Source organism: Brevundimonas diminuta, from assembly GCF_022654015.1.
In the GTDB taxonomy this organism is placed as follows: Bacteria; Pseudomonadota; Alphaproteobacteria; order Caulobacterales; family Caulobacteraceae; genus Brevundimonas; species Brevundimonas diminuta_C.
In genome coordinates this window covers 2,712,139-2,726,307 of sequence record NZ_CP073063.1, presented here as the reverse complement: position 1 = coordinate 2,726,307, position 14,169 = coordinate 2,712,139, and the positions used below count along the sequence as shown (strand labels likewise).

Sequence of the window (14,169 nt, the reverse complement as noted above, 5' to 3'; positions counted from 1 at the left end):
CATGCAAGGGGGCCGTCATGTCGGACGCAATGAATCTGGACCAAAGACTTCGCTTCTTGAAGCTGGACAAGGTCGCGAGGTCTCGTCTCGCTGACGCCAGACCCGTCATCGAGGCCGCGCTTCAGCCCAGCCTTGAAGCCTTTTACGCCCAGCTTCGCGCGACGCCGGACGTGGCCCGCTTCTTCGGTGCGGAAAGCCAGATCGCTGGAGCCAAGGACGCCCAGGCGCGACACTGGGGCCTGATCGCCTCGGGCGCCTTTGATCCGGCCTATGTCGAGGGCGTGCGCCGCATCGGCCAGACCCACGCCCGGATCGGGCTGGAGCCGCGCTGGTATATCGGCGGCTACGCCCTGGTCCTGGAAGGGCTGATCGAGGCGATCGTCACATCCCACGCCAAAACGCGGTCGCTGTTTTCGAAGCGCGACGACGGCAAGGCTTTGGCGGCGACGCTGGCCAGCGTGGTCAAGGCCGCCATGCTCGACATGGATTTCGTCATTTCGCTGTATCTGGAAGCCTCCGAGACCAAGCGCCTGGAGGCGGACCAGAAGCGCGCAGAGGCCGAGGCCGAACAGACGCGGGTCGTGGAGGACACGGCGGCGGCTCTGGCGGCTCTGGCCCAGGGCGACCTTCGAACCCGCATCGCGTCCGACTTCACCGGCGGCTACGCGCGCCTGAAGGCCGACTTCAACACCGCCATGCAGCGTCTAGACGACGCTATGGCCGAGATCGCCGGCAATACGGGCGCCATGCAACTGGGCGCCGCCGAAATCAGCGAAGCGGCCGACGACCTGTCGCGGCGCACCGAGCATCAGGCGGCGACGCTGGAGGAAACGGCGGCCGCGCTGGACGAGATCACCGCCACGGTGAAGCGGGCGGCCGAAGGCGCCAGTCGCGCCGCCGCGGTTGTCGAAACCTCTCGTCAATCCGCCGAGCAGTCGCGCGAGGTGGTCAGCCGCGCCGTCGAGGCCATGACCGCGATCGAACAGTCGTCGTCTCAGATCAACCAGATCATCGGCGTCATCGACGAGATCGCCTTCCAGACCAACCTTCTGGCCTTGAATGCGGGCGTCGAGGCCGCGCGCGCGGGCGACGCGGGGCGAGGATTCGCCGTGGTGGCCTCCGAGGTTCGAGCCCTGGCGCAGCGGTCCGCCGAGGCGGCCAAGGAGATCAAGTCGCTGATCACCACCTCGTCCGTCCAGGTGAAGTCCGGCGTCACCCTGGTCGCGGAAACGGGCGACGCCCTGTCGTCCATCGTCAAGCGCGTCGCCGAAATCGACGAGCTGATGAACGAGATTACGGCCTCGACGCGCGAGCAATCGACGGCGCTGGAAGAGGTCAACACCGCCGTCAACCAGATGGACCAGGTGACCCAGCAGAACGCCGCCATGGTCGAACAATCGACGGCGGCCAGCCACAGCCTGACCTCTGAAAGCCGTCAGCTGTCGGATCTGGTCCAGCGCTTCAGCCTGACACGCGAAACCGCGCTGAGCAGCCGAGCCCTCGCCGCCCCGGCGCCGCGCAAGCCGAGCGCGGCACGGCCCATGCGTCCGGCCGCCCTGCGATCCTCCGGCTCGGCCGCGCTGGCCGTCGTGGAGGAGGCGGACACGGCCGGCTGGGAGGAGTTCTGACAATGAGCCAAGGAAGCGCGAGCTACCGGATGACCCTGGCCTGCGGGCGGCTTTTGATGCTCGACGAGATCAATGCGCTGACGTCGCGCTGGAACGAAGCCCTGGCCGCCAGCCAGAGCGACGAACAGACCTTCCAGACCATATCCAACGCCTGGCGCGACGTGGGCGCCTTCATCAGCCGCGCCGTCTTTCAAAACGCCGCCGACGTCCGCCGACTATCGCTCGAACACCGCTGCCAAAGCGCCGGCAACGACAACGGCTGACTGACGGAGCTCCCTACTCGGCTGCGACCAAAACAGCTGGCCGGCGTGACATCAGCACGATCATCAGCAGACCAAGGGCGGACGCGGCGGCGCCGGCCAGAGCAACGGCTGGGTAGCCGAGGCCGCCGGCGATGACGGCGCCGCCCAGAGCGGCCCCGATGGCGTTGCCGAGATTGAAGGCGCCGATGTTGACAGCCGAAGCCAGGTTCGGAGCGTCACGCGCTGCATCCATCACGCGAACCTGAAGCGGCGGCACGAGCGCGAAGCTGGCGATGCCCCACAGGAAGATGAGAACGGCGCTTACGTTGGCGAAAGGCATGGCCACGGCGAAGGTCAGCAAGACGAGCGACAGGCCGGCGAGGGTGACGATCAGCGTGCGATCGACGGAACGGTCAGCAAACTTGCCGCCGATCCAGTTGCCGACGGTCAGGCCAAGCCCATAGAGGACGAGCATCGCGGTGATGAAACCCAGCGACGCGCCGGTCTGTTCGCGCAGGATTGGCGTGATGTAGGTGAAGACGGTGAACATGGCGCTGGAACCGATAACTGTCAGGGCCAAGGCCGACAGGACGCGTCTGCGGCCAAGCACGCGCAGTTCAGCCAACATGTCGCCGGCGGCAGGTGCGGCGGCTTTCGGCAGGGTCAGGGTGAGGGCCGCCATCACCATGACGCCGATCATCGCAATGCCCCAGAAGCTGGCCCGCCACCCCAAGGTTTCCCCAGCCCAGGTGGCCAGAGGCACGCCCACGACATTGGCGATGGTCAGGCCCATGAACATGGCAGCCACCGCCCCGGCCTTGCGGTCCGGCGGCACCAGCCGGGCCGCGACAATGGCGCCGACCCCAAAGAAGGCGCCATGGTTCAGCGACGTGATGATCCGCGCGATCATCAGCAGGGCGTAGTTGTCAGCCAGCGCAGACAGCGCATTGCCAATCGTGAAGATGCCGGCGAGACCGATGAGCAGGGTGCGGCGAGGAACGCGGCCCGTAGCCAGGGTCATCAAGGGCGCGCCCAAGACGACGCCCAGAGCATAGGCGCTGATCAGCAGACCGGCCGATGGAATAGAGACGCCCAGATCGGTCGCGATGACGGGCAACAGCCCCATCGGGGCGAACTCGGTCACGCCGATACCGAACGCGCCGGCGGCGAGCGCCAGCAGGGGAGGGTTGAGTTTCATAGGATGGAAATCCGCAGACCAATAAGACTTGCGCACAGATGGACGCAGTCGTGCCCAGGGGTTAGGCCTTTCGGAAGCGAAGGATTTTTGAAATGCACGCAAAGGCACCGTCAGCGGGCGCGGATCGCGCCCGCGACATGGAGGTGTTCGCGGCTGTGGCTGCGGCCGGCAGCTTTTCAGCGGCCGGTCGGGCTCTTGGGCTGACGCCATCGGCGGTAAGCCGAACGATCGATCGGATCGAGGCGCGACTGGGCGTGCGGCTCGTCCTGAGGACAACCCGCGCCTTGACGTTGACGGTCGAGGGCCAGGCCTATCTGAGCGCCGCACGGAGAATTGTCGCCGACCTGGATGAGGCCGAGCAGTCCATCTCGGACCAAGGCGCGCCGCAGGGACGCCTAAGGGTCAGCGCATCCCTGGCGCACGGTCGGCAGGTGGTCGTGCCGCTGATCGGCGCGTTCGTGGCGCGCTACCCGCAAATCCTCGTCGACATCAATCTGACGGATACGGTCGTGGATGTCGCGGCCGGACAGGCCGATGTCGCCATTCGCTTCGGACCGCTGCTGGACAGTCCGCTGACGGCGCGACGACTGGGTGAGACAGGGCGAACGATCGTGGCGTCGCCGGCCTATCTCGCGCGTCGCGGCGTGCCGCACGCGCCAGAGGACCTGCACCAACATGACTGTCTGAATTTCAACTTCCGAAGACTGGAGCCCGTGTGGCCTTTTCGACGGGACGGTCGTGACTATGCGCTGACGGTTCGTGGGCCCGTGGAAGCGAATAATGGCGAGAGCCTGACGCAACTTGCGCTGGCGGGCGTCGGCGTAACGCGCGTGGGCAACTTCAGCGTCGCTGACGCCATTGCGAAGGGAGAGCTCGTGCCGCTGCTTGAGGATTTCAATCCTGGCGATCGTGAGCCCATCCATGCCGTCTTTGTGGGCGGCGCCAGCGTTCCCGCTCGCATCCGGGTGTTCGTCGACTTCTTGGTCGATCAACTGCGGCCACGGTCGGTTGCAAGGGACGCGACCGAAGTCGCCCCTGGTGCTGAAACGGGGTGATCGCGGCAATTCGTCGTAGAAATGATCCGTGCGGAACCGTCACCGCTGGCTTGGCTTTTTCATTTCACGGGGATCAAGAGATCCGGCAAGCGGTTGGGGGTACAGCTTTGAGTTGGATGCCGTATTGCGGTCCTGCGCCAGCCCTTGGTGAGTGGCGCTGGAATCTTGATCCGATCTTGCTGGCCGTTCTGGGTGCAGCCGCGGGCCTGGTCCTGTGGCGGCTGGAGGGGCGGCAGCGCGGCTATGGTCTTGCGGCTGTCGCGGTATTGGCCGTTGGATTTGTCTCCCCGCTGTGCGCCCTCAGTTCGGCGCTGTTTTCAGCGCGAACGGTGCATCATGTGCTGTTGGTCGGCTTCGCCGCGCCCTTGCTGGCGGCGGCCCTGCCCATGAAACGATACGGGTCGCTGATCTTGGCGACGGCGGTGCAGGCGGTGGTGTTCTGGGCCTGGCACGCGCCTGACGCCTATGGCGCCGCCCTGTCGAGCGATGCGGTCTACTGGGTGATGCAGATCAGTCTGCTGGCGAGCGCTGTCTGGTTCTGGTGCGCGGCGCGGTCGGCGTCTGCGCCGGCGGCGGTCATCGCCCTGTTGGCGGCGATGCTGGCGATGGGGCTGCTTGGGGCGGTGCTGACCTTTGCGGGGCAGGCGGTCTATGCGCCCCATGCCTATTCGACCCTGGCCTGGGGCATGACGCCGCTCGAGGATCAGCAGGCGGCCGGGCTGATCATGTGGGCGCCGGCGGCGGCGCTGTATCTGTTCGCCGCCTTGTGGCGGCTGGGGCGGATGATCGGCCCTGACGCCGAGGCGCATCCGGCATGATCGAAAGACTGTTCAGGCAACTGCTGGAATGGGCGGCGGGTCACCATGACGAGGGTCGCTACTCGCCCGTCGGCATCGGCTTTCATTGGGTGATGGCGGGGCTGGTGATCTTCCAGCTCGGCTGGGGCTGGTGGATGGGACGACAGCCGGTGGGCGGCGCCATGATGGCCGCCTATGATCTGCATTTCGCGATCGGCGTGCTGATGCTGACCCTGGTGATCGGCCGGCTGTCGTGGCGACTGCTGGCGCCCGACCTGATCAACGATGCGGACAAGCCGGGTTGGGAGAGCATGGCCGCCCATGTGACCCACTATGTGTTCTACATCTGCCTGTTCGGCTTGCCGCTGTCGGGCTGGGCCATGATTTCGGCGACGGATCGGACGCGTCAGCTGGAGACGTTGGGCTTCATCAAATGGCCGCTGCTGCCGCTGCAGGATCTGTCCAACACCCAGCTATGGGCGATCGAGGCGGCGGCGGAATGGATGCACTGGGGACTGGTCATCACCCTGCTGCTGATGATCCCCATCCACGCCGGCGCCGCGCTCAAGCACCATCTGATCGATAGGGACGACGTGTTTCACGCGATGATGCCGGTCGTGCCGCAGCTTCGACCGAAGCGGACCCGGTGGCAGCGGCGCTGGCGCGCGCTGGAGAAGCGGGTTGCGTCGACAGCCAAGACGCTATGGCGCGGGCTTCTGGGTCCGAAAGCGATTTGACGGCGGCGGCCATGACGCCGCGCGGGTCGTTGCGGCGTTTACCCACTTTCCAGCGGTCGATCTGTTCCAGCGTGTAGGCGGCGGGCTGGCCGGCGACCTGCGGATTGCCGCCCTGGCCCGAGCCTTGACCCCGATCGCCGTGACATGAGGCGCAGGCGACGATGCCGCGCGAAGGGTCGCCATTCAGATAGATGGCGGGCGCGGGCGCCATCGACACGGGCGTTTGCGATGCCGGCGCGGGCAGGGCGGCGTAGTAAGCGGCGACCTCGCGTCGGCCCTGTTGGTCCAAGGCCTTAGCGATGCGTGTCATGGCGTCGTCGGGACGCAGGCCCGATGCATAGTCTTCCAACTGCTTTTGCAGATAGCCGGCGTCTAGGCCTGCCAGGCGCGGGGCGGCGACCCCGTCCCCGCCGCCGTCCAGGCCGTGACAGGTGAAGCAGGCGTTGGCCGCCCCGCCGGCGCCGCCGCTCATGGCGATGACCTGACCATTCGCCGTGAAGCTGCGATCCGTCTGGCCCGGCGTGGAGTCGCAGGCGGCCAGGCCGGTCAGCAGCACAAGAACGGAAAGGGAGGCGCGCACGGCGGTGCAACACCTGCTTATGGCGAAGGTTCCTTGTGGCGATGCGCCGAGGCTGCATGTCGCAGTCGGGAACCTCCTTCCGACAAGAGGATTGCTCTGGCGAAGCTTTGGGGGGCGGATGGGTTTTCGGACAGCGGGCGAGGCGATGGGACGACGGGCGGCGGCCTGCGCGCTGGCGTTGGCCTTGTGCGCCTGCGTGGACAAGTCCGACCTGCCCCGGCCGGTGGTTCAGGCCGATGCGACCGCCGGACTGGCCGTGATCAAGGAGGTCGGTTGCGCGGCCTGTCACCGCATCCCCGGCGTCGCCTGGCCCGAGGGCCGGTCCGGCTCGAACCTTGCGGGGTTCGGCGCGCGTCCCCTGATCGCCGGACGTCTGCCGAACCAGCCCGATACCCTGATCCGTTGGCTGATCGACGCGCCGTCGATGGATCCCGGAACCGCCATGCCGCCCATGCCCCTGACGCAAGACCAAGCCCGCGACGTTGCGGCCTATCTGTACACGCTCGATGAAGACTGACGCCCCTCCCGGAATCGCCGGCTGGCCGCCGCCCGTGCTGGATCCGGCCGGGCCATTCGCCGGGCCGATCCAGACCGTGGCCTGGGTTCTCTTCATCATGGCGGCGGTGGTCATGGTCGTGGTGGCGGTGGCGCTCGGCATCGCCCTGTTCGGGCCGCGCAAGTGGAAGCGGCGGGTCGGCGGCGAGCGCCTGATCTGGATTGCGGGACTGGTTTTCCCGGTGGTCGTTCTGACCGGACTGCTGGTCTATGGGTTGACTACGACCGCGCGGGTGGCCGATGCGCCCAAGCCCGGCGAAATGCGGGTGCGCGTCACTGGCGAAATGTGGTGGTGGCGCGTCGCCTATCTTGACGGTCAGGGGCGAGAGATCGTGCAGGACGCCAACGAGGTCCATATCCCGGCCGGCCAGCCCGTCGTGTTCGAGCTGGAAAGCGCGGATGTGATCCACAGCTTCTGGGTGCCGCGGCTAGGCGGAAAGACCGACATGATCCCCGGGCGCCGCAACTTCATGCGCCTGCAAGCCGATGCGCCTGGCACCTATGGCGGCCAATGCGCCGAATATTGCGGCGGTCCTCACGCCCTGATGGGGCTGGTGGTCGTGGCCCATGCGCCGGACGACTACGCCGCCTGGTTGGCGCGTCAGTCGCGGCCGGCCGCCGTTGTGCCCTCGGCCCAAGGGCCGCTCGCCTTGATCGACCAAGGGCGAAACGTCTTCGCCGCCTCGGGCTGCGCCGCATGTCACACCATTCGCGGCACCGAGGCGAACGGTCTGGCGGGACCGGACCTGACCCACGTCGGCTCGCGCCAGACGCTGGGCGCCGGCATCCTGCCGAACAATCAGGGGACGATGGCCGGCTGGATTTCGGACAGTCAGAGCCTGAAGCCCGGCAATCGGATGCCGTCCTATGCGGTCCTGTCGGGCCAGGACGTGCGCGCCGTCGCCGCCTATCTGGAAAGTCTGAAATGAGTTCGGAAACCGGGTTCGATCCCGAACTCTACAAACGCTTCCCCACCACCGAAGCCCGGCCAAAGGGCGAGCTGGAGCAGCTCGACGAGGTCTGGTGCGGCCCGCGGCGGCCGTGGGAGTGGATCACGGCGATCAACAACAACTACATCGGCGTCTATTACGTCGGCGCGGCTATGTTGTTCTTCGTGCTGGCGGGCGTGCTGGCGCTGTTGATGCGCACGCAGCTGGCCCTGCCGATGACAGGTTTCCTGGCGCAGGAAACCTACAACCAGATCTTCACCATGCACGGCACGGTCATGATGTTCCTGTTCGCGGTGCCCGCGGTCGAGGCGCTGGGCGTGTTGTTGCTGCCGCAGATGCTGGGGGCGCGTGATCTGCCGTTCCCTAGGCTGAGCGCCTACGCCTTCTGGGCCTATCTGGTCGGCGGGCTGTGCTTCTTCGCCTCGTTGTTCTTCGGCCTGGCGCCGAATGGCGGCTGGTTCATGTATCCGCCGCTGACGTCGATGACTTACTCGCCGGGCATCAACGCCGACTTCTGGCTCCTGGGCATCGGCTTCATCGAGATTTCGGCCATCGCCGGCGCCATCGAGATCATCGTCGGGGTGCTGAAGACGCGCGCGCCGGGCATGACGTTAGACAAGCTGCCGATCTTCGCCTGGGCCATGCTGATCTTCGCCTGCATGATCATCATCGCCTTCCCGTCGATCATTTTGTCGACCCTGCTGCTGGAGCTGGAACGTGCGCTGGGCTGGCCCTTCTTCGATGCGGCCAAGGGCGGCGATCCCATGCTGTGGCAGCACCTGTTCTGGTTCTTCGGCCATCCCGAGGTCTACATCATCTTCCTGCCGGCGGCGGGGGCCATGTCGACCTTGATCCCGGCCGTCGCCCAGACCAAGCTGGTCGGTTATCGACTGGTGGTCCTGGCCATGCTGGCGACCGGCTTCATCAGCTTCGGTGTCTGGGCGCACCACATGTTCACCACGGGCATGCCGCAGATCTCGATCAACTATTTCAGCGCCGCCTCCATGGCCGTCAGCGTGCCGGCGGGGGTGCAGGTCTTCGCCTGGATCGCCACCCTGGCGGCGGGCAAGATGCGGTTCAACACGCCCGGCCTGTTCGCCGTCGGGGGGCTGGTGATCTTCGTCATGGGCGGACTGACCGGCGTGATGGTCGCCATGGTGCCGTTCGACTGGCAGGCCCACGACAGCTATTTCATCGTCGCCCACCTGCATTACGTCCTGATCGGCGGGATGGTCTTCCCGCTCTTTGCCGCCATCTACTACTGGACGCCGATGTCCAGCAGCCGGCCGCTGAGCGAGCGGTGGGGCAAGTGGATCTTCTGGCTGATGTTCGTCGGTCACAACGTCACCTTCATGCCCATGCACCTGACCGGGCTGATGGGCATGCCGCGCCGGGTCTATACCTATCTGCCGGATCGGGGCTGGGACCTGCCCAATATGATCTCGACCGTCGGCTCCTTCATGTTCGGCCTGGCGGTGGTGCTGTGGATGATCGACATGATCCGCAACTTCCGGCCTTTCGGCGAGAAGGACGCGGGCAATGTGTTTGGCGGGCCGGGGCTGGAGTGGCTGCCCGCCGGTCGATACTCGCTGCGCTCAGTCCCGGTGATCAAGAGCCTGTATCCGGTGTGGGACCAGCCGAACCTGGCGCGCGACGTCGAGGCCGGCCGCTACTTCCTGCCCGGCGCGCCGCGCGGCGAGCGCGAGACCATGATCACCAGTCCGATCAACGCCGAGCCTCAATACCTCCAGCGGATGCCCCGGCCGTCCAGCTGGTATGTTTGGGGCGCGATCTTCACCGCCGGCTTCTTTTTGATCCTGACGATCCAGGCCTACGTCGCTTCCTTGGTCAGCGGCGTCCTAGCCGTCTACTGCATCCTCAAATGGTGCTGGGGACTGGATCGCCCCAGCGGTCCTGCGACGGTGGATGTCGGCGGCGGCGTGCGACTGCCGACCTATGTGTCCGGCCCCAGCAGTCACGGCTGGTGGGCGATGGTCATCACCCTGATCGTGTCGGGCATGGTCGCGATCATGGCCTGCTTCTCCTACGTCTTCTTGTGGAGCCGGCGGCCGGACCTGTGGCAGGCGCCGCCCGAGATCGGCTCGCTGCCATTGACCCTGGGCCTGCTGGCGGCCGCCGGAGTCGGCGCCTGGGCTTCTCAAGGCGCGCTGAAGCTGGACCGGCCGCGCAGCGCCGGCATCGCCGCTGTCCTGATGCTGGTCGCCACCGTGGCGGCGGGCGGCGCCTTTGCGGCCGAGGCCTTGGCCTGGTGGAACTCGGGCCTTCGCCCTCACGCCTCCAGCCACGGCGCGACCGTCTATGCGCTGTTGGCCTGGCAGGGGACATTTGTTGGCATCTCGTTGTTGATGGGACCGTTCGTCCTGCTGCGCTGGCTTTGCGGCCTCGTGTCGTCCCGCTATCCGGCCACGTTCGAAGTGGTCGCCCTGTTCGTGGCCTTCACGGCGGTTCAGGGCGCGGCGACGACCCTTCTGATCCGCCTGTTCCCGGGCGTCGGCGCATGAGGTTCTGGCTGCTGATGCTCGGCGGCCTCCTGATCTGGGCCGCCCATTTCCTGGGCCTGTATCTGATGTCCAGCGCCGCCGACGTGGCGCGCGGGGATGCCGGCGCGTGGAATGCTTTCGGGCTGACTTTCAGCGCCCTCTGCCTGGCAAGCATTGGCGCCTTATGTTGGAAATCCCTGGTTGCCCTGCGTGCAAAGCCGGAAGCGACACAGTCCTTCGGCTTGCGCCTGGCGATCGCCGGCAGCTTGCTTGGCGCGATCGGCGTTGTGTTTCAAACTCTGGTGCTCGTCGTCGGTGGTAGAATGTGAAGGTGATTGTGCGGCCTGATCTCTACCGACAATCAGGCCGCATAGTATTTTCTGTAGGCTCGGTAATCATAATCGGCTTGGCCATAGCCTAGGCCAGCCTGCGCCCGAACATTGATCTGGCTGAGGGTGATGCCGGAAAGGCGAACGCCGGATTGGTTTAGGATGCGGATTGCGGCGGCGACGGCGCGCGCGGGGGTTTTTCGCCAGCGGGCGAGCAGGACGACGCTGTCGGCCTTGGCCGCCAGGATGCGGGCGTCGGCGAGGACCAGGACGGGCGCGGTGTCGATGACGATCAGGTCGAAGGCCTGACGCAGGTCGTCGAGCAGAGCGGTCATCGGCGGAGCCCCAAACAGGTCGTCGGCCGACAGGCCTGATCCCGACAGGGGCAGAACCTGCGCGCCGGAGGCCGGGTCCAGCACCAAGACGTTTCGCCAGGCCGCCGCGCCGTGCAGGACCTCGGCCAGGCCGTGGTCGGGGTTCAGGCCCAGCATCCGCGTCACGCCACGCCGACGCGGGTCGCCGTCGATCAACAGAACCCGTCCGCCGGAGCGCGCGGCGACGCGAGCCAGACAGACGGCTGTGGTGGTCTTGCCTTCGCCCGGCAGGGCAGAGGTGACGGCGACGATGCGCACGGACGGTTCGCCCACGACACTGACGATGGGGGTGATCGAGGTGCGCAGCGCCCGGAAGGCCTCGGCGAAGACCGACAGCGGGCGTTGGACGACGAGATCGATCGGGTGCAGCGTCTGATCCTCCGCCGTGGCCACCGATGAGGCGAGGGGAACGGCGCCGACGGCGCCGACGCCCAGCCTGCGCTCGATGTCATCGGGGCCGCTGACGCCGGTCTGCATGGCGTTGGCGATGATGACGGCGCCGGTCCCCGCCGCCGCGCCAAGCAGCAGGCCGAGCGCGAGGCTGATCGTCAGGTTCGGCGCGCTTTGCGCGGTCGGAGGCGTGGCGCGCGAGACGATGCGGGCGTCCGCCTGTTCGACGCCGGTCTGGGCGCTGGTCTCGCGATAGCGATCCAGGAAGGCGCGGTAGATGGCGCGGGCGGCTTCGGCCTCGCCTTCCAGTTCGCGCAGGCGCACCGAGGCGGCGTTGTTGTCGGCCAGGGCGCCGCGCGCGGCGTCCAGGCTGGACTGGACCGAGGCGGCGCGTTGGCGCGCGACCTGAGCCTGGGCGTCCAGATTCGAGACGACACGGCGGATCTCGGCCTGAATCTGGGCGTCGATGTCGGCCAACTCCTGACGGGCGCGGATCATGTCGGGGTGCAGCGGGCCGTAACGGACGGACAGATCCGCGACGCGCGTGCTGATCGCCGCGCGCTGCGCGCGCAGGTTCTGAACGACGGGAGAGGAGAGGGCCTCGCCCACATCGTCGCCGTTGGAGCCGGCGGCCATTTGGGCGCGGGCGGTGCGCAGGCGGGCGTCCTGTTCGGCCTGCTGTGCGCGGGCCAGGGCGAGTTGCTGGTTGTAGGCCGAAATCTCCTGCTCCGTCAGGGTCGCGCCCTGAGCGCTGAGCAGGCCGTTGTCGATCCGGTAGGCCGAGACGGCGGCGTCGGCGGCCTCGACCTGGCGGCGCAGGTCTTCCAGCCGAGCGCCCAAGAAGGTGTTGGCCTGGGCGTTGGCGTCGAACTTGGCGGTCAGTTGAGACTGGAGATAGGCGTCGGCGAAGGCGTTGGCGATGCGGGCCGCCTTGGCCGGCTCTTCGGAGGTGAAGCCGACCGCCATCGAATAGGTCAGGCCGACGCGGCGCACGGTCAGGCGTCGCCGGACAGCGTCGATCACCTGCTGCCGCTCGATCTGAGCATCGGTCGGCGCAGGCGTGGCGCGCGGCAGGTGGTTGGTGAGGGGCGAGGATCGCAGGCGGGCGTTGAACTCCGGATCGCGGATCAGGCCCAGCGTCTGCACGACCTGCGCGGCGAGCTGGGGTGACTTGAGAACCTCGACCTCGGTGTCGACGATGGCCGCCTCGGCGTCGAGCGCCGACAGCACGGCCTGTCCCGCCACGACCTGTTCCTTGCGGGTGTTGATCTGAAGGCTGGCGGTCGCGGTATAGACCGGCGGCTGGCCCAGCATCAGCGCCAGCACGATCAGGCATACAGCCGCTGCGACAGCAATAAACAGGCCGAGACGACGGCGGAAGGCAGCGATCAGGGCGTGGAGGTCGATGGCGTCGTCCGCAGTCTGGCCGGGACCGCCGATCGCGGTGTCGTTGTGGGTCATCGCGCCATCGAACGGTGATCGTCCCGTCCAGTGGTGCGATGATGCCTTCAGGTTGTCAATCTTCGCGCTGTGGCCGTGCGTTCAGAAATGCGAGACGACCGCGAGGGACAAACGTGTCGAGCGATATCTCGGGCCCGCAGCCGCGCCGGACGACGATTGGTCGAGATAGGCCAGACCGGCTGTCAGACCGTAGCGACGGTTGAGGCGATAGACGGCGCTGAAACCAGCGGTAAAGCGGGTGTCCGTTCTGTCCAGGCCGTTGTAGTCGTCTTCGCTCCACGCCGTTTCCGCCGTCAGGATCAGATTGCGCAGCAGTTCGTGATCGACGCGGATCGAAAGATCGGTGCGCAGGGCGCCGGCCGAGCCCATCACGCCGGTGTCCTCGACGCTGCGCGCGGCGGTGGCGGTCAGGGTCGTCAGTTGCGTCGGAAACCATGACAGGCGCGCATGACCGCCGAAGCCGTCGAGATCGCTATAGGCTGTGTCTTCGAAGTCTTGGCGGATGTATCCAGCGGCGACCTCGCCCCGGATCAGCGCGCCCAACTCGAAGTCCACGCCAGCGAGGGCTTCGTGGCCCGAAGAGGATCGTTCCGGCGACCCTGACACGATGCGATAGTCGCGGTCATCGCGGGCGATTTGGACGAACAGGGCTGTCGCGGGAGAGAGGGCGTAGTCGGCGCGGCCGGTCAGGCGGGCGACGGTGCGATCCCGGCCGTCCTGTTCGATGACGGCGCCGGCAGCGCTCAGACCATCGCGGTAGTCATAGCGAAGAACGGCGGCATTGGCTGACAGGCGCAATCGACCTCGCGTGCGTGTCGCCGCCAGCGAGGCGGAGGCCAGATCGAAGGCGATCGGGCGGCGAGCGGCAGGATCGGCGCCGGCGGCGGTGCGGGCCTCGTGATCGTGGGCGTAGTCGGCGGCCAAGGTGATGTCGGCACCTCGAACGATGTCGAGACGGCCGGCGCCGCCCAGGCTCCAGTCGGTCGTGTTCTCGCTGTCGAAGTCGAGGTTGCGGTCGATCTCGGCGCGGGCGCGGGTTTCAAGCGCATGGCGCGACCAGTTGGATCGGGCGATGACTTCGGGGGTGAGGCGCAATGTCGTTGCAGGCTGACGGTCGGCTTCGGCCGCAAAGATGTTGTCGTCATGAACGACGCCCGACTGAAGCCGAGGGAAGAGGGTAAAGCCGCCGGTTCGGATGCCGAGCGGATCGTATCCGGGTTGCGGACGGTCGCGCACCGCGACAGCACGATCGCGGACGAAGAGGTCGATTTGCGCGTCCTGAGCCGAGCGCAAAGCCTGAGCCGAGGCGTCGGTTGCGCCGAACAGCACCAGAGCGACGCCCGCCGGCAGAATTTCGCGTCGCATCGGCCCC

12 protein-coding genes and 1 pseudogene are annotated in these 14,169 nt (G+C 67.0%); 9 read left to right on the top strand and 4 right to left on the bottom strand.

Annotated features, from left to right (window positions below; translation table 11 throughout):
* Nucleotides 1-17: 17 nt before the first annotated feature.
* The gene (locus tag KAK88_RS13595; protein WP_242077022.1) at nucleotides 18-1,628 is read left to right on the top strand and encodes a methyl-accepting chemotaxis protein; all 1,611 of its coding nucleotides are present in this window, start codon (nucleotides 18-20) and stop codon (nucleotides 1,626-1,628) included.
* A gap of 2 nt (nucleotides 1,629-1,630) precedes the next feature.
* Complete coding sequence (locus tag KAK88_RS13590) at nucleotides 1,631-1,891, top strand: hypothetical protein (protein WP_242077021.1); 261 nt, start codon at nucleotides 1,631-1,633, stop codon at nucleotides 1,889-1,891.
* Between the two features lie 13 nt (nucleotides 1,892-1,904).
* Here the strand turns inward: KAK88_RS13590 and KAK88_RS13585 are convergent, their stop codons facing one another.
* Nucleotides 1,905-3,068, bottom strand: coding sequence for an MFS transporter (locus KAK88_RS13585; RefSeq protein WP_242077020.1), 1,164 nt, complete (start codon nucleotides 3,066-3,068; stop codon nucleotides 1,905-1,907).
* A gap of 137 nt (nucleotides 3,069-3,205) precedes the next feature.
* Between KAK88_RS13585 and KAK88_RS13580 the strand changes: the two genes are divergently transcribed.
* From KAK88_RS13580 to KAK88_RS13570, 3 genes are all read left to right on the top strand, one after another.
* Entirely contained in the window at nucleotides 3,206-4,123 is a 918-nt protein-coding gene (locus KAK88_RS13580) for a LysR substrate-binding domain-containing protein (RefSeq protein WP_242077019.1), read from the top strand.
* A 176-nt stretch (nucleotides 4,124-4,299) separates the two neighbouring features.
* Nucleotides 4,300-4,941: a cytochrome c oxidase assembly protein gene (locus KAK88_RS13575; RefSeq protein ID WP_242077018.1), complete on the top strand. Its 642-nt coding sequence runs from the start codon at nucleotides 4,300-4,302 to the stop codon at nucleotides 4,939-4,941.
* The gene (locus KAK88_RS13570) at nucleotides 4,938-5,657 is read left to right on the top strand and encodes a cytochrome b (RefSeq protein WP_242077017.1); all 720 of its coding nucleotides are present in this window, start codon (nucleotides 4,938-4,940) and stop codon (nucleotides 5,655-5,657) included. Before KAK88_RS13575 ends, KAK88_RS13570 begins: the two co-directional genes overlap by 4 nt.
* Nucleotides 5,658-5,664: 7 nt before the next feature.
* On the opposite strand, the pseudogene KAK88_RS13565 reads toward KAK88_RS13570, so the two are convergent.
* Nucleotides 5,665-6,129: pseudogene (locus KAK88_RS13565) on the bottom strand (c-type cytochrome); the annotation flags it as partial.
* Between the two features lie 226 nt (nucleotides 6,130-6,355).
* Here KAK88_RS13565 and KAK88_RS13560 point away from each other — a divergent pair.
* From KAK88_RS13560 to KAK88_RS13545, 4 genes are read left to right on the top strand one after another with little or no spacing between them, the layout of a single operon-like run.
* Nucleotides 6,356-6,754 (top strand): c-type cytochrome, encoded by a 399-nt coding sequence (locus tag KAK88_RS13560; protein ID WP_084140320.1) that lies wholly within the window; start codon nucleotides 6,356-6,358, stop codon nucleotides 6,752-6,754.
* Nucleotides 6,744-7,721, top strand: coding sequence for a cytochrome c oxidase subunit II (gene coxB / locus KAK88_RS13555; RefSeq protein ID WP_242077016.1), 978 nt, complete (start codon nucleotides 6,744-6,746; stop codon nucleotides 7,719-7,721). The genes KAK88_RS13560 and coxB overlap by 11 nt, the downstream gene beginning before the upstream one ends.
* Nucleotides 7,718-10,264: a cbb3-type cytochrome c oxidase subunit I gene (locus KAK88_RS13550; protein WP_242077015.1), complete on the top strand. Its 2,547-nt coding sequence runs from the start codon at nucleotides 7,718-7,720 to the stop codon at nucleotides 10,262-10,264. Before coxB ends, KAK88_RS13550 begins: the two co-directional genes overlap by 4 nt.
* Nucleotides 10,261-10,572 carry a hypothetical protein gene (locus tag KAK88_RS13545; protein WP_242077014.1) on the top strand — a complete coding sequence of 104 codons (312 nt, stop codon included), beginning with the start codon at nucleotides 10,261-10,263 and terminating at the stop codon, nucleotides 10,570-10,572. The genes KAK88_RS13550 and KAK88_RS13545 overlap by 4 nt, the downstream gene beginning before the upstream one ends.
* A 32-nt stretch (nucleotides 10,573-10,604) precedes the next feature.
* Here the strand turns inward: KAK88_RS13545 and KAK88_RS13540 are convergent, their stop codons facing one another.
* Together KAK88_RS13540 and KAK88_RS13535 are read right to left on the bottom strand one after the other, a co-directional pair.
* A complete protein-coding gene (locus tag KAK88_RS13540; RefSeq protein WP_242077013.1) occupies nucleotides 10,605-12,797 on the bottom strand; it encodes a GumC family protein in 2,193 nt (730 codons plus the stop codon).
* 81 nt (nucleotides 12,798-12,878) lie between these two features.
* Complete coding sequence (locus KAK88_RS13535; protein ID WP_242077012.1) at nucleotides 12,879-14,162, bottom strand: outer membrane beta-barrel protein; 1,284 nt, start codon at nucleotides 14,160-14,162, stop codon at nucleotides 12,879-12,881.
* Nucleotides 14,163-14,169 lie beyond the last annotated feature (7 nt).